This window comes from Nocardia puris (assembly GCF_036051655.1).
GTDB lineage: Bacteria > Actinomycetota > Actinomycetes > Mycobacteriales > Mycobacteriaceae > Nocardia > Nocardia puris.
The window spans coordinates 2,881,602-2,905,048 of sequence record NZ_CP107943.1; the positions used below are offsets into that span (position 1 = coordinate 2,881,602).

Below are 23,447 nucleotides of genomic sequence, written 5' to 3' on the forward strand. Positions count from 1 at the left end.
CAGAATTGCGGCTCAGCCATCTCAGCATCAAACCGGAACCAAGTCCGAAATCAACCAGTTTTCATCGACCTTAGTCATTGTTACCCGTATACGACTGCCATCCAGACGCGGCCCCTCATACTTCGTACTCGTAGTGTTCTGGTTCAAAAACAACAGAAGGGTGACGGTGCCGGCATCAGCGCTGATCACTCCCCCCTCGGCGACCTGCGCCGTGGTGACGATTGAATCCCGGCGGGCGGCAGGGACAATAACACTGGAGCTCAGTGTCGTGAAATCGGCGCGGAACTTTCCGGTCAAGTTATTCGCGGCAGCTTCGAGCTGGCGATCCACAGTGTTGAAGTCGTACGAAAGCGTTTCGGGTACGCTGGATTTTGCAGCTTCGAGAGCCCGGCGGCCCGCCTCGCTCACCGCTCGATGCTCGGACAACTCGCGCTCGAAGACAGTGGTGAACACGCCTGCAGTGGCCAGCAGCACGCCAAGAGCAATTAAAATGACGAACGCGGAACGGCGTCCAATATTGCGCAGACGCTCGACTATCCCGGTCATGCGATGAACTCCACGTTCGAGACGAGCCATCTGCCGTCGATGTATCCGAGGGTCATCTTAGTGCGATAGGCACGCTGTTGCCCCTCGGGGGCTTCAGTATTCTTCACAGTCGAAGTGATGGCAGTCAGCACGGTTGCATTGTTGTCATTCGCGGCGACTATGGCAATAGCCTTTACTTCGCCGGTGGATTCAACCTTGCCGTCGTTGAGAACCCCTGTGAAGGTGCCTGACAGTTTATCGAATTGAGCACGGAAGTCTCCGGTGGAGCTCGCTGCGATGGCGTCGAGATCGTCTTTGGCGGTGTTGTGGTTGAGCGATACCAACAGCACAGCAACCTGACGCGCGGTATCCGTAATGGCCTGGTCACGCGTATCGGCGCGATGTTGGGCGCGGACGTCGAGCCCCACTCTCACGGCATTGCCGGTCAAGGCCAGAACTGCGGTGATGAGACCGACGACCAGCCAGATGCGCAGCCAGGAACTGGGGCGACGTGCTGCGGGCGGCGCCTCCTCGACGATCTCGGTTTGCGCGGCATCATCCTCCACCGTAATGCCGGGGTCTTGCGCAATGGCATCGGCACCTGCTCCCTCAGCTGCGGTTTCTTCGTCTACTTGATCAGCAACGATAGCCACCCTTCGGGCTCCTTTCCGTTGTCTTCTCGCGGGACTTGCACGCCCAGGATGTAGGTGAGCCCATCGGGGCCACGGAACGTCCCGTCCCCCTCGGCATACGGGACTGTGACTGCTGCGGGCTCAGTCGGCTGGGCCGGGACGGTCGACGCACCGCCGGGTGGTACGGCGGGCGCGGAACCACCTGGGCGAGAGAGCATCTCGGGCCAGGTCGAGGGAAGGCCACCTGGGCAATCCGCGACCTCGGCGGCACGGACCGACGGGTCGACAGCGCACGGTATGTTCCGGGCGCCTCGAGCGACTTTCGGATTGTCCGGCGCGACTTGGCAGTAGTTGCCCTGCGTAACCTCGGCGGGGCCGGTGTCGGACGGGTCACGACGCTGGGTGCTTTGATACCCCTCGGTGCAGGGTGGTGGATTCAGCGTATTGCCGAGCTTCACGTCCAGTGGCGCCTGCGGCCCCAGTAGGTCTCCGGTGGTTTGGAAACCGGCGGAGGATACGCTGTAGTTGGCTGCCGCCGCGACAGCCGGATACACCACAAGGACTTGCCGCAATCCCGGCAGGTTCACGCGCAGCACCTGGCCGACCGTCTGGAGGTCCGATAGCAATACCGGCAGCGGGTTCGTCAGATCGGCGAGCGTACCGGCAACAGTGTCGGCAGTGGACGGCCCCTGATCCAGCACTGCCCGCAGTTCCGCGTCGCTGCGCGCGAGTTGGTCGGTAAACGACGCCAGATCGCTCATGCTGGTACGGATCTCGGTCCGGACCGAGTTGCCTGTGCGTAGCAACGGCTCCACGTCGTCGATCAGTGCACGAGTGGGACCGATGTCGGCTTGGGCAAGATCGAGCAGATCGGCCGAGGACTCGATCAGCACTGCCAAGGTCGGACCCACACCATTGACGGCTTGGAAGGTCTCGTCGACCGCTGAGCGCAGGGCATCGGTCGACACGCTGCGAAGTAGCATCTGCGTTTTGTCGAGGACTTGTCCCGTCGGAACCGCGACGGTGGTCCGTTCCCGCGGAATATGCGCTCCCTCTCCGAGATACGGTGGGCTGTCCGACGATGGGGTCAGATCAACGTATTGTTCGCCGATCGCCGACATGCTCTTGATGGCGGCCGCGGTGTCTGCGGGGATTCGTTCACCGCCGCGCAGCTGCAAACTGATCCGGACGGCATCACCGGCTAGATCGACTTCTGTGACGTGGCCGACGTCGACACCTCGGTAAGTCACCAGCGCACCCGGATAGAGACCATTCGAATCGACGAATTCTGCGGTCACTCGATATGTACCGACCCCGGTGAGGCGTTGAATCCCGACGTAGTGGAGCAATCCGTAGACGAGGCTGGCGACCGCGAGCACCGAAAAGACAACTAGTTGCGCCCGGACGAGTTTGGTGATCATCAGCGTCCGCCGTTCGACTCGGGTTCAGGTGTGGCAACATCGGCCGGGCCGAACCGCAGTGGGGCGGTCAGCGGGTCCTCGGCTTGGTTGGACATCGGCACGAGATCTCTGACAGGGATACTGCCGATGATCTTTCTTTGAATCCCGTCGAGGCTTAGATCCAGCGTCAGGAAGAGGTTGATGTAGTCGCCACGGATCGCGGTTTCGGCGACAGTGACCGGGAACGGCAGTGTGAGGCCGACCAGGAGCGCCCCCGTCAGATCTGATCCCGCCGCGGCGAGCGCAGCCAGCGTGGGTTGTAGCTCGTTGAGGGTCGAAGTGAGACTGTCATGGCTGGCGCGCAGCACCTGAGTAGCCGTGTCGCCAAATCGGCCGACGGCATCAAGCATTACAGTCAACTGTTCCTGTTGCTGACCAAGAACTGCCAGGGCGGGCTGGATCGTCTCGATGCCGGCTCTCAGGGTGTCCTTCTGGGCGGCGAGCTCAGTGGAGAAGGCTGCGAGGCTGTCGATTGCGCGAACAATGTTGTCGCGCTGAGAGTCGAGCCCGTCGACAAAGGTCACGATCCGCTCGAACGAACGCCGGACGGCGTCTTCCTTGCCTCCGAACGCTTCGTTGAGTTCGGACATGATCGTCCTGACCTGCTCCAGGCCACTGCCGTTGAGCACCAGCGACAGCGCGGCCAGCACCTCTTCGGTTGCCGGGTACTCGGCACTCGCAGTCAGCGGGATCACATCTCCGTCGCGCAACTGCCCCTCGGCGGGGTACGCCTTCGGGGTGCTCAATTCCAGATACTGTGCGCCGAGCACACTGGACTGAGCGAGCCGTGCGGTGGTATTGGCAGGCAACCGAACAGAATTGTCGACCTCTAGGGTGACCACCGCGACCAGGTTGCGTACGGCAATGGAGGTAATTGTACCAACAGTGACGTTATCGGCCTTGACAATCGAATTGCCAACCAGATTCTGGGCATCGCGCAATTCGACTTGGACGCGGTACGAACCATTTTGGATCGCGTTGCCCGGCAATGGAAGCGAATTTATTCCGTCGAAACGGCAGCCCGCAGCTATCAGCAGACCCGCAAGAATCGTGTTGATCCGCATTACTTTCGACAGCTTCATCGTCCAGCTCCCGGAGTGAGGAGTTCGGGCAACCCTGGAATAGGTGGAAGACCCGGAAGTGTGGGAATATCTCCGGCCGGCGCTGGACCAGGTGACGACGATCCGCCCATCGCAGCACGCAGTGCGGCGCCGAACAGATCACCGAAGGTCTGGCTCGTGCGCGAACATTCCTCTTGTGGTGCGTCGACGGTAGTCAGTAGCGCGCAGATCATCGACATCGGATCTGGAAAATCAGAGACCGCCAGGGCCCCGGTCAGTGACTGTGAACGAGGATCGTAGATGTTGTAGAAGTCCACTAGCGTATTGGGTGCCACATGCAGGATTTGGGCGAGGTCGTCCTCACGGTCGACGAGCAGTCTGGTCACCTGAGTGAGGGCCGTGACATCCCGGTGTAGTGCGTCTGAATTGTCAGCGACGAAGCCGCGCAACTCGGGCAGCATCGCGTTCAGCGCCTGTAGCGCCGCATCGAGCTGAGTCCGGTTGTTGTTCAACAGCGCCGACGTGCCCGAAAGCTGGCTCATGAAAGTCTGGATCTGCTGATCATTCGCGGCCAGCGCTGACACCACTGTTTGCAGGTTACGCACGGTCGCGAACAGATCGGGGCCACCATCGGCGAGCGTCTGCATCGCCTTCGACAGATTCACCAGCGTCGTGTTGAGAGTCGCACCATTGCCGGACAATGCGTTTGCGGTAGAATCCACCATACGACCCAACGCACCGATATTGTCGCCGGCCTTCGGCCCGAGCTCGTTGGCCAGGTCGGTGACCTGACGCTTGATCTGGTCGTACTCAACCGGCACAGCAGTACGTTCGATAGGGATCATCGCTCCGTCTCGCAGCTTGGGGCCGGACGTGGTGCCAGGGGTGAGCTGAATGTAACGTCCGGACACCAGGGTCGGCGCGACGATAGCCGCACGCGCGTCGGCACCCACCGGATGTGATGCGTCCAGATGCATGGTGATTCGGACTCGATCGCCCATAGGCCGGGTCTCGTCGATCGCGCCGACCGGCACACCACGAATGGTTACCCGGTCGCCGGGGTACAGGCCCGTAGAGTTCGTGAAATCTGCTGTGATCCGTATCGTCGACGTCCGGGTAGACCAGAAGGTTATGCCGGTAGCAACGATCGCCACCAGGATCATGACCATAAGAATCTTTCCCGAGACAGGGGTCCGGGCTAGAGCTTTGCGTGCGGAAATCATCGGTGTCCACCTCCGCCGGGGCTGCCGGGCTGTTGCCCATTGAGATTGGCCGGGGCAATGTTCTGCAGCAGCACACCGAAGAATGGTCCGCTACCTACAGCCTCTCCGAGTTGAGTGACAAACGGCCGCAGGCCACTGATGGCAGCATTGAGGTTGGTATAATTCGCGTTCAGCAAGTTCAACACTCGCTCGACCTCGGTAAGCATCGGGGCCAGCGTGCTCTTGTTTTCTTGCGCGAGTCCGCGCAGCTCGTCACCGACCGCACGAACATTGATCAGCAAGCTGCGGATCGTATTCGCGCGATCGTTGAGAGCGGCGAACAGAATGCCACCGTCGGTCAGCAATTCAGTCAGGTTCTCATTGCGTTCTGCGAGAATACCCGTTACCGAATTCGCCTCATTAAGCAGCGATTTCACCGCACCGTCACGGGTGGCGATGGTGGACGACAAACGCGACATTCCGTCCAGCGAGGACTGTAGGTCTTCCGGTAAGTTGTCCAGCGTCGTCGATATCGCGTCGAACGCCTCCGAAAGCTGTTTCTTGTCGGTGCCAGCAAGTCGGTCGGTGAGCTGATTCAATGATTCGCTGATGTCATAGCCAGATGCCGTGTTTGCCATGGAGATCCGCTTTCCGATGTCCCCGTCTCCATCTGGACGAAGTTCTACGAGACGACGACCGAGCACGGTTTCCACCTTGATGGCCGCGGTGGTCCTGGCACCGAGATGCTGGCCCCGCGTGTCGACACGCAGGCCGATATCGACACGGTCGTCGCGCAGGACGATCGAATCGACCTTGCCGACATCGATACCCGCAACCTGCACAGCGTCGCCCACATTCAGTCCACTGGCATCGGCGAACTCCGCCACGATAATTGCTCTGCCCGGCCAGCCGGGGATTCTTTCATAGTTGAACACCAGGGCGAGCGCGGCGATCAGTATGCCGGTTCCGACAATCCCCAGGCGAACAGGGTTGCGTTCATGGAAGGACTTCATGCTGAAATCACCTACATCTCTCGGCGGGTGCGGTGAACATCGGAGTGTCGTCGTACCCACCACCGGGAGTCGGGTAGCGGATGGCCAACCCGCAAACGAAAAAGTTGACGAAACTGCCGTAACTCGACGCGCGATTCACCAGCGCATAGGTGGCAGGCAGCTTGGTCAGCAGCAACGAAAGGGTGGCACTGTCGGCATTGAGGTTGCCCGCCAACTTCTCTAGTCCGTTGACATCCTGGGCGATCGCGGGCCGGTTGTCCCCGACTATCCGGGCGACTTCCGCGCTGCCCGTGTCGATCCGGTCCAATGCGGTGGTGAGGGTCGCACGGTCCTCTGCGAGCCCGCTCACCAACTGCTGCAGATCCACGAGAAGATCCCCGAATTGGTCACCACGCTCGCGTACGGTGCGCAGCACGTCGCCAAGATTGTCGATGACTGTGCCTACTACCGCGTCGCGGTCGGCCAAGGTGTTGCCGAGTTCGCCGAGCTGCCGAACGAAGGTAGCGATCTGTTGTTCCTCTCCATTGAGAACAGCGACCAGCGATGCCGACAGTCTGTTCGCCTGATCAGGGTCCAAGCCCTGCAACAGCGGTTTGAATCCGTTGACCAGGCTGTCGATGTCGAGGGCGGGTTTGGTTTGAGCGGCCGGGATCGGATCACGCTCGGACAGCGGCTTGGAACCATCGGGTTTGACGGTCACCTCGAGATACCGGTCGCCGATGAGGTTCTTGTACTTGATTGCCGCGGTCGAGGTTTCGAGAAGGCGGATGTCGCGGTCGACGGTGAATCCGATCTCGACCAGGCTGCTCTCGACGAACCGGACCGAATTCACCTTGCCGACCGGCACGCCCGCGAGCTTGACGTCGTTGCCGGGCTTCAAGCCGGACGCCGAAACAATCAGGGCGAGGTGGCTGCGCGTGGCCACGAATTTCAGATCGCCGACGACCACGAACAGCAGGGCGGTGATCAATGAGGTGATCGTCAAGAAGATCCCCAGCTTGACTCCGGTGTGCTTCGCGGTCATCGCGTCAGCCCGTAGATCAGTGGCGCGAACGGGTTGCCGAGCACGTCCAGCGGTGTACGAGCCGGACCGTATACGGTGGTGCCGACGTTGAAATCTTCGTGGCGCGCGGGGGCGCTCCCGTAGCCGTAGCAGCTTGATGGGTTGTCCGCGCCGATCACAGGAAGGTCCTCCGGGTAGGTGTAGGGGGGGTTGCCCAGCAATACCGTCGCAAGAATGTTCAGTCCCGGCCGACTGCTATTACTGCCGAATGCCCGCTCCAGATACTTTCGGGACTGGTTGAGACTGGAGAGAAAGCACGGGTAGGAGGGGGAATATTCGGCCAGCAGCCTGGCGGTCGGCTCCAGTGCGTCGGAGGCTCGGATCAACGGCGTACCTATCGCACCAGTGAACGTCTCCCCGATGTTGCCGAAACGGGTGAACGACAGCAGGAAAGCGTTCAGAGCGACCTGCTTCTCAACCACCGTCGCACCGGTGGTCGAGAGGTTCGCAACGGTGGCGATGAAGTCAGGAGTTGCCGCCGCGAAGGTATCGAGATTGTCGGCAAGCAGCGGTATATCGCGCTGCAGCGTCGGGATGCTGTCATTGAACTGCGCCAAGTATTGGTCGAGTGAGACCATCAACTCCCCGACGCGCCTGCCGTGGCTCTGTAGCGCGGTACTCAGCGCCGTCAATGTGGCGTTGATCTTTTGCGGATCAACAGATTCGAGCACGTCCAACAATACGGCGAAGATGTCGTTCACCTCGACACCGACCTGGCGATTGTCGATCACCGAGCCAGCCGACAGCGCCGTCACAGCAGGCTGTTGTGGCCATACGAACGAAACGAACTTGCGGCCGAACAGAGTCGTCGGGACGATCTCGGCACCGATGTTCGACGGGATCGCACCGACTCTTCCTCGATCAAGTTCCAGCGTCAGGCGCGCACGGTCGTCTTCCCTCTCGACCGCGGCGACTCGACCGATCACAACGCCGCGAGCTTTAACATCGGATCCCGACGCCATCTGCAAGCCAGCGCGGTCGGAGTACAGATAGACCCGCGTGGTCGGCTGAAGTGCTCCCGTGTACGACACGACCGCGCCAGCCAGGACCAGCGCGAGGACTACTAAGGCCGAAATGCCGACGAAAATCCTACGGCGACGAGAAATTTCTATGGTCATCCGGACACCCGCACCGTCGAATGGACGCCACCGTAGACGGCGATGCCGATGATCAGGTCGATGACCATGATCGAGATGAGCGAGGCGCGGACCGCCTTACCAACCGCCACCCCGACACCTGCCGGACCACCGGACGCATGGAATCCGTGATAGCAGTGCACAGACATGATGACCACCGCCATCACCACAACCTTGACCAGTGACCACAGCAGGTCGCTCGGCACGAGGAAAACGTTGAAGTAGTGCCCGTAAGTGCCCGGCGACTGCTCGGCCAGCACAACACTGACGAACTCGGTCGATGCGTATCCCATGAACAGCGCGATCCCGTACAGGGGCACGACAGCGATGAGTCCGGCCAGGATTCGGGTCGTGACCAAGTACGGAATTGCCGGAACGGACATCACCTCGAGCGCGTCGATCTCCTCGCTAACCCGCATGGCCCCGAGTTGCGCCGTGAATCCAGCGCCGACGGTCGCCGTGAGCGCGACTCCCGCCACCACAGGAATCGCCTCGCGCGTGTTGAAGAAGGCAGAGATGAATCCCGACAGCGCCTCCACGCCGACCCGGCCGAGTGAACTCGTTCCCTGCTGGCCGACCTCGTAGCCGGCTGCGGCGGTCAGGAATCCGACAACGACGACCGTCCCACCGACTACCGCGAGCGCACCGGTACCGAGGCTGACCTCGGCTATCAGACGGATGACCTCATGCCGGTAGCGGCGCAATGCGCGCGGCATCCAGCCCAGACTGTGCATGTGGAATGACAGCTGGTCGCCTAGATCGGCGACCCCGTTGGTGGAGGTAGCCGCGGCCTTGGCGAGGCTCCGGCCCAACGGCTTTCGCCGCAATGCTTCGATCGGCCCGTAGTCGTTGACAGTCACTTTGAGTATCCGTTCAGTGCAGCGACAGAGTAGTAATGATGGCGTTTGCCAGGAAAAGCAGAACGAAGCTGAAGACAACGGTCTGGTTCACCGCATCGCCTACCCCTTTTGGTCCGCCTTTTGCATTCAACCCGAGATGGCAGGCGACCAGGCCGGCAAGACACCCGAATACGGCGGCCTTCAGTTCACTGATCAGCAGATCAGGGATACCGGTAAGAATGGGGATCGCTGTGATGAACTGCCCTGGTGTGGCGCCCTGGAGGAATACGCCATACAGGTATCCCCCGGCCAGACCGATCGCGGTCACCAGACCGTTGAGAAACAGCGCTACAATCGTCGAGGCCAACACCCGAGGAACCGCAAGTCGCTGCAACGGATTGATGCCAAGTACACGCATAGCGTCGATTTCCTCGCGAATCGTGCGGGATCCGAGATCCGCACAGATCGCAGTAGCACCGCATCCGGCGACGACGAGGACAGTCACGATCGGGCCGATTTCCCGAATGACCGCGACACCGGCACCGGCACCCGACAAGTCGATGGCGCCGATCTCGTTGAGCAGCACGTTTATTTGGAAGACGACCATCACGCAGAACGGAATCGCCATCAGCAGCGTGGGAACGATCGAAACACTCGCGATGAACCATGACTGCTGCACGAATTCCCGTCGCTGGAAGGGTCGCCGTGGTACAGCACGGACGATTTCGAGACAAGTAGCGTAGAACTGTCCGACCGCACTGGGAGCGATCTTTGCTTTGTCTGTTATCCGCGCCCAACGCCTTGGCACCGATACATCCATGGTTGATACATCCATGGTCGGTTCGCCTCCATTCGCCGGCATCGCCAGCGGTCGGTCATCGCCGATATCATGGATCTTCCTCCACGATATCGACGATGACGTCTTACACTTACTCAGGCCTCGAGCAGGTCCTGCCGTCCATCGGCTTCGAGCATTTCACGGTAGGCAGGGAAGAGCGACTTCGCCGCCGGAATCAGCTTGAGCACTTTTGATGTGGGGCCTTTGGCTCTAACCTGACCTTTCGCAAGTCCCGTTGCCAAGTTCAGCTTGCCGAGCCAGAACCTATTTCCATTGTCCGCCGACATGAACAGCTCAATCATGGGCTTGAGATCGGTCTCACCCGAGTACACCTTTCCACTCGGCATATCAACGGTGATTACCGAATCCGGATCAGTGTACGTAATCTTCAATACCACGCCGGAACCTGACAGCTTGGGCCCGATCTCCGTGTCGAGCAGACCCTTCTCGAAAACGCCGCCGATGTACTTGGACACTTCGGCAGAATCCTTGAATACACCCATTGTATTTGACCCTTTCTATTGAATTACCAGAGATCGACTCAGCTGAGGTCGATCCACACCGACTTGGTCTGTGTGAAGCCGAGTAACGATTCCTCACCGAGGTCGCGGCCGTGCCCGGATGCCTTGAAGCCGCCGAATGGGGCTGCCGGATCGATCATGTTGTAGGTGTTCACCCATACGGTGCCCGCCTGTAGGCGGGCAGCCACTCGGTGCGCTCGTTTGAGGTCGTTCGTCCAGACTCCGGCCGCCAAACCATAGGAACTCGCATTGGCGCGGGCCACTACCTCGTCCTCGTCATCGAACGTCAGAACCGAGAGAACCGGTCCAAAGATCTCCTCGGTGGCGATCTCCATATCGTCACGAACGTCAGTAAAGACTGTGGGCCGCAGAAAGTGCCCATTGGACAGGGGTCCGAGAGGACGGTCGCCGCCGCACACCAGCGTCGCACCCTGCGCCCGACCGGACTCCACGAAACCCTCGACTCGACCGAGCTGAATTTCCGAGACGAGCGGCCCCATATCGGTGCCTTCAGCCATTCCGTGGCCGAGCTGCACCGAGTTCGCCGCGGACTCCAGCGCGGCTACCAATTCGTCGTGTACATCGCGGTGCACGAAGAGTCTGGTGCCGGCACAGCATACTTGTCCTTGATTCAAGAACACCGCGTTGAAGGCACCGTCCACGGCTGCTCCGAGATCGGCATCGGGAAATATGATATTGGCCGACTTCCCACCGAGCTCCAGCGTCAACCGCTTCAGGCTGTCTGCGCCTGTCCGAGCAATTCGTTTGCCAGTAGCGGTTGATCCGGTAAATGAAATCTTGGCCACATCCGGATGCTCGATCAGCGCTTGACCTGCTTCGTTGCCGAATCCGGTGACAAGATTGAGCACACCGGCTGGCAACCCGGCCTCCAACGCCAGTTCTACCAGGCGCAATGCGCTCAATGAGGTGAATTCGGAAGGCTTGAGCACTACGGTGTTTCCGGCGGCAAGCGCCGGCGCTACTTTCCACGATGCGATCATCAACGGGAAGTTCCACGGCACGATGGCCCCAACAACCCCGAGTGGTTCGCGACGCGTGTAGACGAACGCCTCACCGACCGGTGGCGACACTGGCACCGTCTGCCCGCAGAGTTTGGTTGTCCATCCGGCGAAGTAGCGCCATGTCTGGGCCGCGAGTCCGACGTCTAGGTACAAGGATTCGGTGAGTGGCTTCCCGTTATCGAGGGTCTCCAGAATCGCAAGTTCGTCGGAGTTGGCATCGATCAGGTCGGCGATGTCGAAAAGTACCCGTCCGCGCGCCGCTGCGCTCAGAGCATTCCACTCATCGAGAGCATTGCCGGCCGACCGCACCGCATTGTCGACTTCGGCAGCACCGCCGGCGGAAATCCGGCCGAGTACGAGGCCGGTTGCGGGGTCCGTGGTAGGTATCCCGTCGCCGTCGGCGGTCATCCTCCGACCGTCCACCACGATACTGGCGATCGCACCTCCTAGAAACGTCTTCACTGACTCCGGTACATCGAAAGCCATCGCGGTCATCGTCGAACTCCTTTCTTGCCCAGCAGGTTTACCGACCACTTGGACCGGACCGCAATCCCATTCGTGAATACTTCTTACTCGACGACCTCACGGGCCTTGTCGGTCGGATAGAAGAATTCTCTCCACACCTCGCTGCATGCCTCATCGAGTGGGCCGATGGACGAATCAGATTGAGATGACGAGCTATTTTTCCGGCAGTGCTGCCACATATCTTGTGTCGGCCATCGGAGTATCGATCTTATGAGACCCACCCGGGCTGCCAATTTCGAGAAATGCATTTTTAGCAGATTCCTGAAAGGGCCGCCATTCTTCGTCGACACGCTGCGCGGGGCGAATTGCGCCTACTGGACATACCGGCTCGCATGCCGCACAGTCGATACACTCGCTGGGATGAATATACAGCATTCGTTCACCCTCGTATATGCAATCGACCGGACATTCTTCAATGCATGTCATATCCTTGACATCGACGCACGGCTCACCGATTACGAATGCCATATGGATCAACCTTCCCTATTGCTTCACGCACCGTCAATCCGGTCGCGCTTCGGATAACTCAGGAGTTCAGTGCCGGTATCGTCAAATCACTCGAGTGACCCGGCGCCAGCGATGCGTCCGGATTCAACTCGACGGCCGCGTTGTTCACCGCAAGCGCCACCTCGCCGAATCCGACGGCGATCAGTTTGACTTTGCCGTCGTAGTCTGCCGCATCGCCCGCCGCATACACGGTGGGCAAATTTGTTCGCATCCTGCTGTCCACGGTGATGGCACGGCCTTTGAGCTCGAGCCCCCAGGTCGTAATCGGACCCAGATCCATCGTGAATCCCAGCGCGGCGACCACCACCTGCGCTTTGATTTCCCGTACTCGTGTCGCCCCGGCGACCTGGACCTCGGCGCTTTCGACTCGCGATCCGCCGCGCAGCGCAGTCAAAGTAGCATCGAGTACGAGTTCGCACGATGACTCCCGCAGCAGTCGCACAGAATGCTCGTGCGCTCGGAACTGCTTGCGCCGGTGCACGAGTGTCACCGACCGGGCTCGCGAGGTCGCGGCCAGCGCCCAGTCCACCGCCGAGTCGCCGCCACCGACCACGACGACATCTCTACCGTCGAACACCTCGAGGCGCGGGACGTAATAGCACATCCCGCGATCGAGGAAGTCTTCACCGCACGGCAGTTGCCTGGGGGTGACAGAGCCCACGCCAGAGGTCACGACGATCGCTCTCGCCTGCACCACGACCCCTCGCGAGGTGACGACGCGCCAACGCCGGTCCTGGAGAAGCTCGACTGCCACCGCCTCCTGCGACAACAAGTGGATCGGCCGGAACGGCTCCGCTTGCGCAACAAGGTTGCGAATGAGCACCTGCCCTTGGACTCCGGGGAGTCCTGCGACGTCGTAGATGCTCTTCTCCGGATATATGGCCTGGACCTGGCCGCCCACCTCGGGAAGCGAGTCGACTAGGGCCACACTGAGTCCACGGAATCCGGCGTAATAGGCACCGAACAGTCCAACCGGACCAGCACCTATGAACAGCACATCGATATCGACCGCGGGTGCCGAGGGTGGTGCTACATCAGCCATGCGGCAGATACCTCTCATTCTTGATCAACTGGCTACATTTTCCCGCGCTGCGGCCGCCCTTTCGTGCGCAGCGGTGGGCAGCGACGTTTTATGACATCGCCGCCAGGGATTGCGCAACTACTTTCTCGTCTTCCTCGGCGAACGTATCCTCGAGTTGCATCGGGGAGTAGTCCTCGTCGATCTCCTCGACAGGCCGACCGCGTGCACTCTCGATGGACTCGAGTCGCCGGTTGACCTTGTCCAGCCCGTAATCGGTCATCTCATCGAGATTGATGCCGAACGGAATAGAATCGTCGAACTGATCGAACAGCTTCACGATCAGCCCCATTGCCGGCTCGAGCAACTCCTGCATACGCTCATCGGCGACATCCCAGTTGCGCTCATCGGCCGCCACATGCCTGCGGCAAGTGAAGGTGCCCCAAGCCATGTGACGTCGCTCGTCGTCACCGATGTATTTGATCAACTGCTGCATGCCGGGCAAGATGTTTCGGCTTGCGCAAACCTTCGCCCAAGCGAAATACCCGGTCAGTGCAAGGCAGCCCTCAACGACATGGTTGTAAGTGATCGAGGCACGAATCTGGGCGGCAGGCGATGGATCGTGCTGGAGCGCGTACAGGGATTTTGGCAATTCCTCGGCAAATACTCGCCGATAGGGTTCACTATACTCGACGTACTCATGCAGGTCCGAATCTAGTCCCACCGCATCGAACCACAGCCGGAAGGACTGCATATGCTTGGCTTCTTCGAAGGTGAATTGGGTCAAGTACGCTTCATCGGCTAGCCTGCCCTCGGCCGCCATCGCAGTCATGAAAGGTTGCAGATCCTGGGCCACCGATTCCTCGCCCGCCATAAACTGTGTAGCGAGATAGCAGGTCAGCCGCTTCTCTTCCGGCGTCATCGCCGCGTAGTCGGCGGCATCTTGAGAGAAGTCGATGGTCTCGGGGTCCCAAAACTTCTTATTTCCCTTTCGAAAGAGTCGCATTGGAAACGATTCCATGCGAAGGCCGCCTTCGCACAGACTTCCGTAACCGTTTCGCTTGCCGTGTTCAATGATTCGATCGAGTGACATTTTCTTTTCCTTTCAGTTGCGGCAGGCAAGTGTGACTAATGCGCCACGACCACCGATTGCGCTCGCACACCGGATCAGTAACGGATGATTCCGCGAATATTCCTGCCATCGAGCATGTCTTCATATCCCTGATTGATGTCCTCCAGGGCGTACTCCTTGGTCACCAGCTCATCCAGCTTGAGCTGACCGAGGTTGTACAGCTCGAGGAGGCGAGGAATGTCGTGGTGCGGGTTCGAGGACCCGAAAAGAGCACCACGAATCTGCTTCTCGTACATGGTGAGCTCGAACAAGTTCCCCGACATCGACTCATCTTCAGGGTGCCCGATTGCGGTGACAACGACCCTGCCCCGCTTGCCCACCAGGCCGAGCGCGGGCCCGATGTACTGCCCCTCCGCGATATCCGTTGTCAGGATGCAGACATCGGCGAGCTGACCACGAGTCAACTCGCTGACCATGTTCCACGCCTCTTCCATGGAGGCCGCGGTGTGAGTCGCGCCGAACTCGACGGCTTTGACACGCTTGAATTCGATCGGGTCGACAGCGACGATGATCCGAGCGCCCGCGATGCGAGCGCCCTGCACAGCGTTCATCCCGATACCGCCGGCTCCGACGACAACCACCGCGTCACCGACACGGACCTCACCAGATCGAACGGCGCTGCCGAATCCTGTCGTAACCCCACATCCGACGAGTGCGGCCCGATCGAGCGGGAAGCCATTGTCGATCTTCACCACCGAAGAGGCCGGAACCACGGTGTACTCGGAGAAAGTACCCAGCAGGCACATCTGCCCCAGGTCGGCGCCGCGCGCATGGAATCGGTAGGTCCCATCCAACTGCGGACCGAGCACCACCGCCGCACCCAGATCGCACAGGTTCGACATCCCGCGGGCACAGTACGAGCAATGCCCGCAAGCCGGCAAGAAGCTCAACACGACCGGGTCACCCTCGGAAATTTCGGTGACGTTGGGGCCGACCGCCGCTACGACGCCCGCGCCTTCGTGGCCGCCGACTACCGGATAGGGAATCGGGATGTCACCGGTGACCAGATGCAGATCAGAATGGCACAGACCGCTTACCGCAAGCTTGACCAGAACTTCATCGTCAGCGGGCGGATCCAGGTCGATCTCTTCGACCTGCCACTTTTCATTCGGACCCCATATAACAGCCGCTTTGGTCTTCATTCGTCAACCCCTGATCGTCGAGATCCTGTTCGGTAACTATGATCAGTGTCACTTGAATCGCCACTGAGAGGGGCGATCCGACGGGCCAATGTTGGCCCTGACAGGCCAGGTAACGTCGCGGTTATATAGCCATACGCTATATCTAATCGGACGGTTGCCGGTCGGTGCCAGGTCAGCTGTGAGGTCCACCCGCATTGCGAGCTGCTCGCAAAGGGCGAATGGGTTACGGCTGAACCGGTACCGCAACCATCACCAACAGGCCGCCCCCGGCTCGCGGCCGAAATTCGAGTTGGCCGCCCAACGATTGGACGATCTGATCCACAATCCACAATCCGAGGCCAGCGGTTCCCTGCCGCTCGCCCATAGCGACGAACTTTCCAACGAGAACCGAGGCCATTTCCTTCGATATACCAGGACCTCTGTCCCCGATCTCGAGTAACAGTTGCCCTGAATCGACTTTGGCAGTGAACTCGACGGGCTCATCGCCACCATAACGACGAGCATTTTCGAGTAGATTGGTGACCACCCGGCGAACGAGCTGCGTTTCCAACCGACACCGCGCCCCGCCAGGCAGAACCGTCATCCGACAGTCCCCAGGACCGAGCCCTGCGGCAGCACAGGCAGCCAGCAACCACTCCCGAAGGTCGACTGCCCGGTAGGTTCCGACGCTGAACGCGGGCTGATGGCTGGCGGCGACATCGGCAAGGGCGTCCATCATTCCGGATAGATGGTCTGCATGAGCCACGAGCAAGCTGACGGCGGCGGCGGCCACTGGTGTGCTGGCAGGTTGCGAATTCTCGACAACGAGTTGCCGCACCAGCGCTCGCAAGGATGCGATCGGCGTCCGAAACTCGTGCAGGATCACCCGCAAGCCAGTTTCCTGAGCCTCATAAGAGGCGGCCAGCCGCGTCCGCAAGTCGCGCTCTTCCTCAGCAACCAAGCGTTCAGCATTCGCTTCAGCTTCAGCGACACTCCGAGCACGTTCGGCGTATTCGGTCAGTAGGGACAATCCGGCGCCAAGCGCGCCGGTCAGCACCAGATAGATCGCCCACCACACACCGGCCTCCAACCGAATGCCGATAGGCGCGTAGTCCGCGTCCACGAACAACGATGTCGCAAGATGGACGGCACCGAGAACTGTTGCTACCCCCACTGTGCTCAGGAAAGAAAGCCTCATCGCTGCAGCGACAACCACGAGGAACAGGATGGCTACCGCAGGGCTCTGCGCAGCCCCCGTGGACGCGACTATCGCGGAAGCCAGCACGCTATCGCTGGATGTGATCGTAGCGGCCGACGCCCTGCTGCGAAGCTCCAGCTCCGGATCCGCGAACACCGCCACGGCGTAAGCTGCCGCGACGGCAACCAGGCACCACGCCACGATCGGATGGCGCCGCGCAGCATCTGTTCCCAGTAGAAGCAACGCCGCCACGGAGAGCACCACCGCGATACGAATACTCGAGGTAATGCGCTCGACTGCCCGCTTCTCCGTCGAATGATTCGCGTACCCGGCCGACACTCTGCGAGATCGCACGACGCCCCACCATTTCCCATACGATGCGGACACGTTGCGGTTCCTCTCAACAGACCATGGACCGGCGAAGCCGTCCGTTCTGGGCCGGTATCGTCGCCACCGTGAACAGATGCCTTGCCAACTCCGGATCCTCGACTGTATCGGGAACACATCGGTTCAACCGCGGAATCGACGCCACGGCCGGGGCCGAAGCCACCGCAGATCTTTCATGCCTCGGCCAGGGAAGCACGGGGCCGCCCAGCCTGCCCCAATGGCCCAGCCTCGGCCGATCACGCATCTGAGCTGCTGGCCGCTCTGAAATGGCGAAAGGTGCCCTGAATCGGCTTGCCGAGTGTCAATTACCGTCAGTAGCAGGAGCACCGTTCTGGTGAGGTAATCTACGTTGGGGTACCAGCTGATCGCGGCCGACAACGTCGGCGCCAATACCGCCTCCGACCACAAGCAGGTCCTCTCCGCCGGGCTCGAGCAGCTCCCATTCCGGCCCGGCTACCTGGCCGAGCGCACCGTGAACCGTCACGGGTTGGGGGCCGCTTTGGGCTGTCTCAGCTTGATGTCCGCCGGGTTGCGAGAGTCAGGACACTGATTGTAGGTGTCGGTTGGCCTTCTCGAATTCGGTCGGGGTGAGCCAGCCGAGGCTGGAGTGGCGGCGTTGTCGGTTGTGGAAGATCTCGATATAGTCGAAGATCGCGTTGGCCAGTTCGGTGCGGGTTTTCCACTTCTTGCGGTCGAGCAGCTCGATTTGCAGTCTGCTCCAGAAGGATTCGATCATCGCATTGTCGTAGCCATCGCCGATTGTCCCCATCGAACCGACCAAGCCGGCCTCGGTGATTCGACGGCTGAAGGCCCATGAGGTGAACTGCGTTTCATGTTCGAGTGCACTTGCCCGGAGCCGACCTCGATACCCATGCCGATGGTGAGCTCGGCGTGCATGCGCCGCACGCCGTAACAGCCGCGCGAGGCCGCGTGGATTGCCCTGATCGTTTCGGCGAGCATCTCGTGGCGCAGTCGGCGCTGGCTGGGCAATCGGTTGCGGTGGTGGCGGTAGCCGCGCTCGGACACTCCGAGCACACGGCAGGCGGTGCGGATGCTGATTCCTTGCCCGGTCAAGGTCGAGACAGCCGGGAACCGCCTTTTGGGCCGATCGTGGTGTCATCGAGGATCTTTGCCGCCAGCCGAGTGGCGCGCAGCTCCTCTTCGAGCTGCTTGATCCTGTTGAGCGCATCCCGTAGTTGCGCGGATTCGACCGTGGACGTCCCGGGCGCCTCACCGCGGTCGACCAGTGCTTGATGTTTCCACCGATACAGCGTGCCTTCAGTGAGCCTTTTTCATCCTGCTGCCGCAGCCTGAAGCTCACGGTCCTGAAGAACTCCGATCGCCCTGACGAGCCGGGTCGTTTTGTCGGGACAACAACGCAGCTTCCGCAGAATCTTCCAGACCTTGAGCTGGGCGAACGCCCGCTCACCGCGGCCGCGTAGCCGTGCGTGGGCACGGTTGGCTTCCTTCTGCGACAGCGGCTTGTTCCGGCCCTTGTACGGGGTGAGTACACCTGCGACGCCCTGATATCCCTTGTCCGCCAACACCACCCAGCCGCCGGTGACCAACTCGGTCACGATCTGCCAGATCCAGGCAGCTTTGCTGTCGTGCACACTGCCCGGCAAGGCCGGTGACAGCCACACGATCTCACCTTCTGGCGAGGCCAGGACCTGCACGTTCATCCCGTGTAACCGGTGCTTGCCCGAGTAGTACGGTCTATCCGCAGCGATCCGATCGATCGCGATGACGGTCCCATCGAGGATCAGATAGCTATGACCTGCGGCTTTGGCGGTCCGCAGCGCGGATTTCAATCCCGGTGCTCGTGCCGCGAGCACCGTGGTTGTTTCCTCGACGTATCGCCACGCCGTCGTCGTCGAGATGCCGAACCCTGCCCCGAGTTCGGTGAACGGCTCACCTTTGCGCAGGTAGACCAGCACGAGCATGGCTTGTTGACCCGGATCCAGTGCCCGCCAGCGTGAACCGATTTCACGGCGGTGGCGGCGGATCACGCCGGCGACGAAGTGCAGGGTCGAAGGTGACAGCGGCAGCACGGCAGGGTAGAACAGCAAGTGAAGCCTCTGGTGTGCGAGTGGATGTGGTAATCAGCTCTCTTACCAGGGGCTTCGCCAGTTCGCATCCCGAGCTGCAGATCAATCACGCTGCGGTGCAACATGGTTCAGCGGCAGGTTGAAAATGGCCCAGTGACTCCTGGATCGCGGGCGACGTCGGTGACCCTGCGGCCTTCATCGACGACCACAGCGACGGCGCGTTCACGGAACTGTGGTGAGTACATCATCGGCATGAGCGGAGATCCTTCCACCGAACGGATTGGAATCTCATAACTCAGCGGACAGAACCCCAGGACAGCCCAGCCGGTGGAAATCCGACGGGAACCAGACCGTCGCACACCCAGCGCGCTTTCCCGCCCTCGGTTTCCGCGCCGGCGACCACCACTACCCCGGTCCTCCCACACAGGTTCAGCAGGAATCGCGCCAGTCTCGCGCGTTGACCGCCGCCGAACTCATCGCTGGTGACCACCAGCCGCAGCGGCAACGCCGCCGCCGCGAGGATGAGCGCCAGCAAATCGCCCGGATCGTGCCTAACGTCAGTGCAGATGATGGCGGGCATGCGCTCTATCGGCCGCTGCTGCGCCCACATTGGTCCTCGGGTGGCGTCCATGGGTATGCGTCGTCCCTTCTGCTCGGCATGAAAAGTCGCTGGTACGGAAGCTGCTTCATCTCGTCGGTCGCCAGATCATCGACCGTCACGCGCGCCAGTCCCTGTCGTGTTGCTTCGGCGGCGAATGCCTCGGCGGCACACCGCTCTGCTCGGTAGTGCTGAACCGGCACTCCAGGGAAGTCGAAGTCAACAACCAGGCGGCGCTCCATGGCGGGTCAATCAGCCGCTGGTTGACCGGGCCATAGGAGTAAGTGCTCGGCGACCCGTCGCATCGTTGCCTCGTCGCACAAGAACGACCGCGGTAGCTGGCCTTCGCTCTCGTCTCCGGCCACTATGACCGTTGCCAGCGCATCGTTCAGCTGCTCGAAGTGCGTGGGCAACGTCGCTCCTGGATCACGCTGCGGCAGATCGTCGGTCATCACCGACCCCCTTGCGTATGTATCGAGCGGCTCGGATTCGATTCGTCGCCAGGACTTCTGGTCTGAACCTCACGCCGGTCCGCATGGGCCGTCGCGCACGATCGGATCGCATCGACGACGGCTTTTCCTGACGGTCGGTAGCAGGAATGCGGTGGTTGGACCCATAGACGGAACGCACCTGGTCCTCGGCGTTCGTCTCTCGGCGACGGTAAGGCGATCTGACCGCCAAGCCCGGTGATCAGCACATTCAGCCGAAACAGTGCGGAGAACACGCCCATATCGTCGTCGAGGTCGGGACGGACCAAGAATGTCCAGCGATCCGAACGGGGATGGGAGATAACCGGCCCGATTGGCTCTCCACAACGGCGCAAGTGTTCGCGTACTCGCGTCCCGAGTCGCGTCGGCATCGTAATCGCCGCGACCCTGCCGACCGGTACCGTAATCTGCTGCTCAGGCTGAACGACGGCAGCGAGATCACATTCGCGGCGATAGAACTCGCACCGTGAAGCGGTGTCGGTCGCCGGATCGACGTTCATCGTCGCTCACCGCTGGCGACAACGGTGACTCGCCGGATGCCGGTTGCCAACCAGGACATCATTTGCCTCCCTGAGGTATTCGTGGGTGGCACACCGACGCCGGGCCTGGTCTGGCCACCGAACCCGATGTCCTCTCACTGCCAGCAGGTTGCGCATATCACGAGGGGATGACCGCGCTACCGGCGCCGGGTGCCGAATCCAGATTGCGCCGACTCCGTGGACGGCATAAGGCATCGAAACGGCATTCCCGCGGCACTTTTCGATCACCATCCCTGCCCATGGCAGATCCGACGTAGTCTGGCGACAACAATCAGCTGGCATGGGGTGGTGTTCGCGGTGATCGGACTCGACTGGACAGGCATCGAAGTCAAATGCCTCCGAGAATCGATGCTGCTGAGCATCGATGCGTTCGCCGATCGCATCGGCTGTGCACCCCGAACCATCCGAGTGTGGGAATCCAGAGGGCGTGCCGCCCGCCTCAACCCCGGAAGCAAACGGCTCCTCGAAGACCGCTACAGCAAGCTCGATGACCGCGAACGCCAACGCTTCGAAACCGCACTCGCAGAAGCCGTACACGTACCGATACCCACAGACCATGACGCTGCGGGAACAGAAAACACCGCTCACGACGGCAACGCGCTATCGCGTCTCGACGACTTGCGCTTAGCCGTCGACCGGACCCTGGCCACGAGCAGTGTGACGCCGAGCCGCATCGACCTGATCGAGGAGCGGGTCGCCGACCGGATCCGGAACTACACCACAACCCCTCCGAGCACCGCGCTCTCCGGAATCACACCGGATCTCCTCGAAGTACAGACATTGGCGGCCGATCGCCAACCCGCCGCCGTACAAGCCCGGTTGTCCCAGGCAGCCGCAGTACTCGGCCTCTTGACCGCGGACGCCCTCATGAAGCTCGGAGAAGTGGACCGAGCGAACTACTGGTACGGCACAGCCCGTATCGCGGCCGACGACACCCCCAACCCGAAACTGCAGGCAAAGGTCCGCGCTCAGCACGCCATGCTGCCCTACTACTTCGGCGACCCCGCGAAAACTATCGCCCTCGCCCGATCCGCCCAAGCACTCCTACCAGGCGTTTCCTCCGACGAGACAGCACTGGCCGCAGCCGCCGAGGCCCGCGCACTCGCCCGCATCGGCGACACCGGCGCAGCCGAAGAAGCCCTCACCCGCGCCCAACACCTCACCGAACACCTCAATGACCACGACAGCGACGAAGCATTCCGGTTCACCGCCAAACGGCTCATGCTGTACATGTCTGGAACACTCACCAACATGGGACACATCGACCGCGCCCGCCGGGTACAGGACGAAGCGCTCCGCCTCTATAGGAAAACGCAGGTCATCATCGACCCCGCGCTCATACACCTAGACGCAGCCGTCAGCCACGTCCAGGACGGAGCCGCCGATGACGGCTGCGCACTGGCCGCCCACATCCTCGCCGACCTGCCTGCAGACCACCGCACCCGAATCGTCGTGGCCCGCGCAGGCGAGGTCCTCAAAGCACTCCCCACATCGTGCCGCAACCGCCCGACAGCAACCTCGCTGCGTGAACTCGTCCACGCGGAAACAACCGCCGTCGGATGAACCACAACGTCGACTCCACCGACTTGACCGAACATACGTTCGTACCCGAACGAACCCGGTCGGTTCTCATCTCGGCATGCGACATCGCGGGCCTCGACCCGTCCAGCGCCACCCTGCTCCGACACCACACCAACGCCGTCTACCTTCTGCCCAGCGAATCGGTTGTGGTCAAAATCGGCCGCCCCCGCGACACGACACGCTTCGCCGCCATCATCGAGTTCGTTCAATGGCTCGAACACCACGCCGTCCCCACCGTGGCCCTGTACCCCGGCGTCGAGCAGCCGATCACCATCGCAGGATGCCCAGTCACATACTGGCGATACCTCGAACAGAACAATCCGGTCCGAGCACAACAGCTCGCTGGCCCCCTGGCGCGCCTTCACCAGTGCCCGCCGCCGCCAACAAGTCTCCCCCATTTCGGCATCGATGACACCTTCACCTCGGTCACCCACAGCATCGATCGCAGTCGCATCCTGACCCCGGACGACCGCGCGTTGCTCCGTCACCACCGGGACGAACTCGCCCGACAAGCCCCCGATGTCACCTTCGACCTGCTGCCCGTCGTGATCCACGGCGACGCGCACCACCGCAACGCTCTTCACGACCGCACCGGCGGAGCCGTGCTCTGCGACTGGGACGGCGCGGCCGTCGGGCCGCCCGAATGGGACCTCGTCACCCTCGAAGTCCACAGCCGCCGCTTCGCGCACCCACCCACCGACTACAACCAGTTCTGCAGCCTGTATGGCCTCGATATCCGAGATTGGTCCAGCTATCCGTGGCTCCGCGACCTCCGCGAACTACGGATGATCACCACCAACGCCCGCAAATCTGCACCGGGCACAGCGGCATCAGACGAAGTCAGCCGCCGGATCACCGCACTCCGAAACCGCCTCCACACAGCCTGGACCATTCTCTGAAGCGGTCGTCGGGTACCCCGACCGTTCGAGGCATGGGGAAACGTCGGATCCTGAGACCACATGTAGCGCGACCAGGTCGTCGAGGCGTCGAGAC

General features: G+C 61.3%; 25 protein-coding genes. 3 read left to right on the forward strand and 22 right to left on the reverse strand.

Features of this window, described 5'->3' with window-relative positions; genetic code table 11:
- Positions 1–27: 27 nt before the first annotated feature.
- The 17 genes from OHB21_RS12825 to OHB21_RS12905 form a co-directional block, all read right to left on the reverse strand.
- The gene (locus OHB21_RS12825) at positions 28–546 is read right to left on the reverse strand and encodes a hypothetical protein (protein WP_195142549.1); all 519 of its coding nucleotides are present in this window, start codon (positions 544–546) and stop codon (positions 28–30) included.
- Positions 543–1,178 carry a hypothetical protein gene (locus OHB21_RS12830; protein ID WP_195142550.1) on the reverse strand — a complete coding sequence of 212 codons (636 nt, stop codon included), beginning with the start codon at positions 1,176–1,178 and terminating at the stop codon, positions 543–545. The genes OHB21_RS12825 and OHB21_RS12830 overlap by 4 nt, the downstream gene beginning before the upstream one ends.
- Complete coding sequence (locus OHB21_RS12835) at positions 1,154–2,578, reverse strand: MCE family protein (protein WP_195142551.1); 1,425 nt, start codon at positions 2,576–2,578, stop codon at positions 1,154–1,156. Before OHB21_RS12835 ends, OHB21_RS12830 begins: the two co-directional genes overlap by 25 nt.
- Complete coding sequence (locus OHB21_RS12840) at positions 2,578–3,699, reverse strand: MCE family protein (protein ID WP_195142552.1); 1,122 nt, start codon at positions 3,697–3,699, stop codon at positions 2,578–2,580. Before OHB21_RS12840 ends, OHB21_RS12835 begins: the two co-directional genes overlap by 1 nt.
- Positions 3,696–4,841, reverse strand: coding sequence for an MCE family protein (locus OHB21_RS12845; RefSeq protein WP_228815703.1), 1,146 nt, complete (start codon positions 4,839–4,841; stop codon positions 3,696–3,698). The genes OHB21_RS12840 and OHB21_RS12845 overlap by 4 nt, the downstream gene beginning before the upstream one ends.
- A gap of 56 nt (positions 4,842–4,897) precedes the next feature.
- Positions 4,898–5,893: an MCE family protein gene (locus tag OHB21_RS12850; protein WP_195142554.1), complete on the reverse strand. Its 996-nt coding sequence runs from the start codon at positions 5,891–5,893 to the stop codon at positions 4,898–4,900.
- 7 nt (positions 5,894–5,900) lie between these two features.
- Positions 5,901–6,917 (reverse strand): MCE family protein, encoded by a 1,017-nt coding sequence (locus tag OHB21_RS12855; protein WP_195142555.1) that lies wholly within the window; start codon positions 6,915–6,917, stop codon positions 5,901–5,903.
- Positions 6,914–8,074: an MCE family protein gene (locus OHB21_RS12860; protein WP_195142556.1), complete on the reverse strand. Its 1,161-nt coding sequence runs from the start codon at positions 8,072–8,074 to the stop codon at positions 6,914–6,916. Before OHB21_RS12860 ends, OHB21_RS12855 begins: the two co-directional genes overlap by 4 nt.
- Positions 8,071–8,826, reverse strand: coding sequence for an ABC transporter permease (locus tag OHB21_RS12865; protein WP_195142574.1), 756 nt, complete (start codon positions 8,824–8,826; stop codon positions 8,071–8,073). Before OHB21_RS12865 ends, OHB21_RS12860 begins: the two co-directional genes overlap by 4 nt.
- 139 nt (positions 8,827–8,965) lie before the next feature.
- Positions 8,966–9,751: an MlaE family ABC transporter permease gene (locus OHB21_RS12870; protein ID WP_195142575.1), complete on the reverse strand. Its 786-nt coding sequence runs from the start codon at positions 9,749–9,751 to the stop codon at positions 8,966–8,968.
- A 113-nt stretch (positions 9,752–9,864) separates the two neighbouring features.
- Positions 9,865–10,272, reverse strand: a complete 408-nt coding sequence (locus tag OHB21_RS12875; RefSeq protein WP_195142557.1) for a sterol carrier protein — start codon at positions 10,270–10,272, stop codon at positions 9,865–9,867.
- 38 nt (positions 10,273–10,310) lie between these two features.
- Positions 10,311–11,807, reverse strand: a complete 1,497-nt coding sequence (locus tag OHB21_RS12880) for an aldehyde dehydrogenase family protein (RefSeq protein WP_195142558.1) — start codon at positions 11,805–11,807, stop codon at positions 10,311–10,313.
- A 183-nt stretch (positions 11,808–11,990) separates the two neighbouring features.
- Complete coding sequence (gene fdxA, locus OHB21_RS12885) at positions 11,991–12,305, reverse strand: ferredoxin (RefSeq protein WP_195142559.1); 315 nt, start codon at positions 12,303–12,305, stop codon at positions 11,991–11,993.
- A 58-nt stretch (positions 12,306–12,363) separates the two neighbouring features.
- On the reverse strand, positions 12,364–13,386 hold the full coding sequence (locus OHB21_RS12890; protein WP_195142560.1) for an NAD(P)/FAD-dependent oxidoreductase: 1,023 nt from the start codon (positions 13,384–13,386) through the stop codon (positions 12,364–12,366).
- Positions 13,387–13,474: 88 nt separating this feature from the next.
- Positions 13,475–14,455 carry a R2-like ligand-binding oxidase gene (locus OHB21_RS12895; RefSeq protein WP_195142561.1) on the reverse strand — a complete coding sequence of 327 codons (981 nt, stop codon included), beginning with the start codon at positions 14,453–14,455 and terminating at the stop codon, positions 13,475–13,477.
- Positions 14,456–14,529: 74 nt separating this feature from the next.
- Positions 14,530–15,636, reverse strand: a complete 1,107-nt coding sequence (locus OHB21_RS12900; protein WP_195142562.1) for an NDMA-dependent alcohol dehydrogenase — start codon at positions 15,634–15,636, stop codon at positions 14,530–14,532.
- 223 nt (positions 15,637–15,859) lie between these two features.
- Complete coding sequence (locus tag OHB21_RS12905) at positions 15,860–17,200, reverse strand: sensor histidine kinase (RefSeq protein WP_324192311.1); 1,341 nt, start codon at positions 17,198–17,200, stop codon at positions 15,860–15,862.
- Between the two features lie 349 nt (positions 17,201–17,549).
- Between OHB21_RS12905 and OHB21_RS12910 the strand changes: the two genes are divergently transcribed.
- Positions 17,550–17,750: a hypothetical protein gene (locus OHB21_RS12910; RefSeq protein ID WP_195142563.1), complete on the forward strand. Its 201-nt coding sequence runs from the start codon at positions 17,550–17,552 to the stop codon at positions 17,748–17,750.
- On the opposite strand, the gene OHB21_RS12915 is transcribed toward OHB21_RS12910, so the two are convergent.
- From OHB21_RS12915 to OHB21_RS12930, 5 genes are all read right to left on the reverse strand, one after another.
- Positions 17,739–17,969, reverse strand: coding sequence for an IS3 family transposase (locus tag OHB21_RS12915; protein ID WP_228815705.1), 231 nt, complete (start codon positions 17,967–17,969; stop codon positions 17,739–17,741). The genes OHB21_RS12910 and OHB21_RS12915 overlap by 12 nt on opposite strands.
- Complete coding sequence (locus OHB21_RS37470; protein WP_407675238.1) at positions 17,933–18,160, reverse strand: transposase; 228 nt, start codon at positions 18,158–18,160, stop codon at positions 17,933–17,935. Before OHB21_RS37470 ends, OHB21_RS12915 begins: the two co-directional genes overlap by 37 nt.
- Before the next feature lie 332 nt (positions 18,161–18,492).
- On the reverse strand, positions 18,493–19,269 hold the full coding sequence (locus OHB21_RS12920) for a transposase family protein (protein WP_195142566.1): 777 nt from the start codon (positions 19,267–19,269) through the stop codon (positions 18,493–18,495).
- 274 nt (positions 19,270–19,543) lie between these two features.
- Positions 19,544–19,828, reverse strand: coding sequence for a hypothetical protein (locus OHB21_RS12925; RefSeq protein ID WP_195142567.1), 285 nt, complete (start codon positions 19,826–19,828; stop codon positions 19,544–19,546).
- Between the two features lie 266 nt (positions 19,829–20,094).
- Positions 20,095–20,298, reverse strand: a complete 204-nt coding sequence (locus tag OHB21_RS12930; protein WP_146088944.1) for a hypothetical protein — start codon at positions 20,296–20,298, stop codon at positions 20,095–20,097.
- A 725-nt stretch (positions 20,299–21,023) separates the two neighbouring features.
- Between OHB21_RS12930 and OHB21_RS12935 the strand changes: the two genes are divergently transcribed.
- Positions 21,024–22,436, forward strand: a complete 1,413-nt coding sequence (locus OHB21_RS12935; protein WP_195142568.1) for a helix-turn-helix domain-containing protein — start codon at positions 21,024–21,026, stop codon at positions 22,434–22,436.
- Positions 22,433–23,353: an aminoglycoside phosphotransferase family protein gene (locus OHB21_RS12940; RefSeq protein ID WP_195142569.1), complete on the forward strand. Its 921-nt coding sequence runs from the start codon at positions 22,433–22,435 to the stop codon at positions 23,351–23,353. The genes OHB21_RS12935 and OHB21_RS12940 overlap by 4 nt, the downstream gene beginning before the upstream one ends.
- The last annotated feature ends 94 nt before the right edge of the window (positions 23,354–23,447 follow it).

Bases quoted from the DNA above. Each gene is read 5' to 3' on its own strand.
- OHB21_RS12825 (WP_195142549.1), bottom strand. From the start codon at position 546: ATGACCGGGATAGTCGAGCGTCTGCGCAATATTGGACGCCGTTCCGCG.
- OHB21_RS12835 (WP_195142551.1), bottom strand. From the start codon at position 2,578: ATGATCACCAAACTCGTCCGGGCGCAACTAGTTGTCTTTTCGGTGCTC.
- OHB21_RS12840 (WP_195142552.1), bottom strand. From the start codon at position 3,699: ATGAAGCTGTCGAAAGTAATGCGGATCAACACGATTCTTGCGGGTCTG.
- OHB21_RS12845 (WP_228815703.1), bottom strand. From the start codon at position 4,841: ATGATCCTGGTGGCGATCGTTGCTACCGGCATAACCTTCTGGTCTACC.
- OHB21_RS12850 (WP_195142554.1), bottom strand. From the start codon at position 5,893: ATGAAGTCCTTCCATGAACGCAACCCTGTTCGCCTGGGGATTGTCGGA.
- OHB21_RS12855 (WP_195142555.1), bottom strand. From the start codon at position 6,917: ATGACCGCGAAGCACACCGGAGTCAAGCTGGGGATCTTCTTGACGATC.
- OHB21_RS12860 (WP_195142556.1), bottom strand. From the start codon at position 8,074: ATGACCATAGAAATTTCTCGTCGCCGTAGGATTTTCGTCGGCATTTCG.
- OHB21_RS12865 (WP_195142574.1), bottom strand. From the start codon at position 8,826: ATGCACAGTCTGGGCTGGATGCCGCGCGCATTGCGCCGCTACCGGCAT.
- OHB21_RS12870 (WP_195142575.1), bottom strand. From the start codon at position 9,751: ATGGATGTATCGGTGCCAAGGCGTTGGGCGCGGATAACAGACAAAGCA.
- OHB21_RS12875 (WP_195142557.1), bottom strand. From the start codon at position 10,272: ATGGGTGTATTCAAGGATTCTGCCGAAGTGTCCAAGTACATCGGCGGC.
- OHB21_RS12880 (WP_195142558.1), bottom strand. From the start codon at position 11,807: ATGACCGCGATGGCTTTCGATGTACCGGAGTCAGTGAAGACGTTTCTA.
- fdxA (WP_195142559.1), bottom strand. From the start codon at position 12,305: ATGGCATTCGTAATCGGTGAGCCGTGCGTCGATGTCAAGGATATGACA.
- OHB21_RS12890 (WP_195142560.1), bottom strand. From the start codon at position 13,386: ATGGCTGATGTAGCACCACCCTCGGCACCCGCGGTCGATATCGATGTG.
- OHB21_RS12895 (WP_195142561.1), bottom strand. From the start codon at position 14,455: ATGTCACTCGATCGAATCATTGAACACGGCAAGCGAAACGGTTACGGA.
- OHB21_RS12900 (WP_195142562.1), bottom strand. From the start codon at position 15,636: ATGAAGACCAAAGCGGCTGTTATATGGGGTCCGAATGAAAAGTGGCAG.
- OHB21_RS12915 (WP_228815705.1), bottom strand. From the start codon at position 17,969: ATGGGGACAATCGGCGATGGCTACGACAATGCGATGATCGAATCCTTC.
- OHB21_RS37470 (WP_407675238.1), bottom strand. From the start codon at position 18,160: ATGCTCGCCGAAACGATCAGGGCAATCCACGCGGCCTCGCGCGGCTGT.
- OHB21_RS12925 (WP_195142567.1), bottom strand. From the start codon at position 19,828: ATGCCCGCCATCATCTGCACTGACGTTAGGCACGATCCGGGCGATTTG.
- OHB21_RS12930 (WP_146088944.1), bottom strand. From the start codon at position 20,298: ATGACCGACGATCTGCCGCAGCGTGATCCAGGAGCGACGTTGCCCACG.
- OHB21_RS12940 (WP_195142569.1), top strand. From the start codon at position 22,433: ATGAACCACAACGTCGACTCCACCGACTTGACCGAACATACGTTCGTA.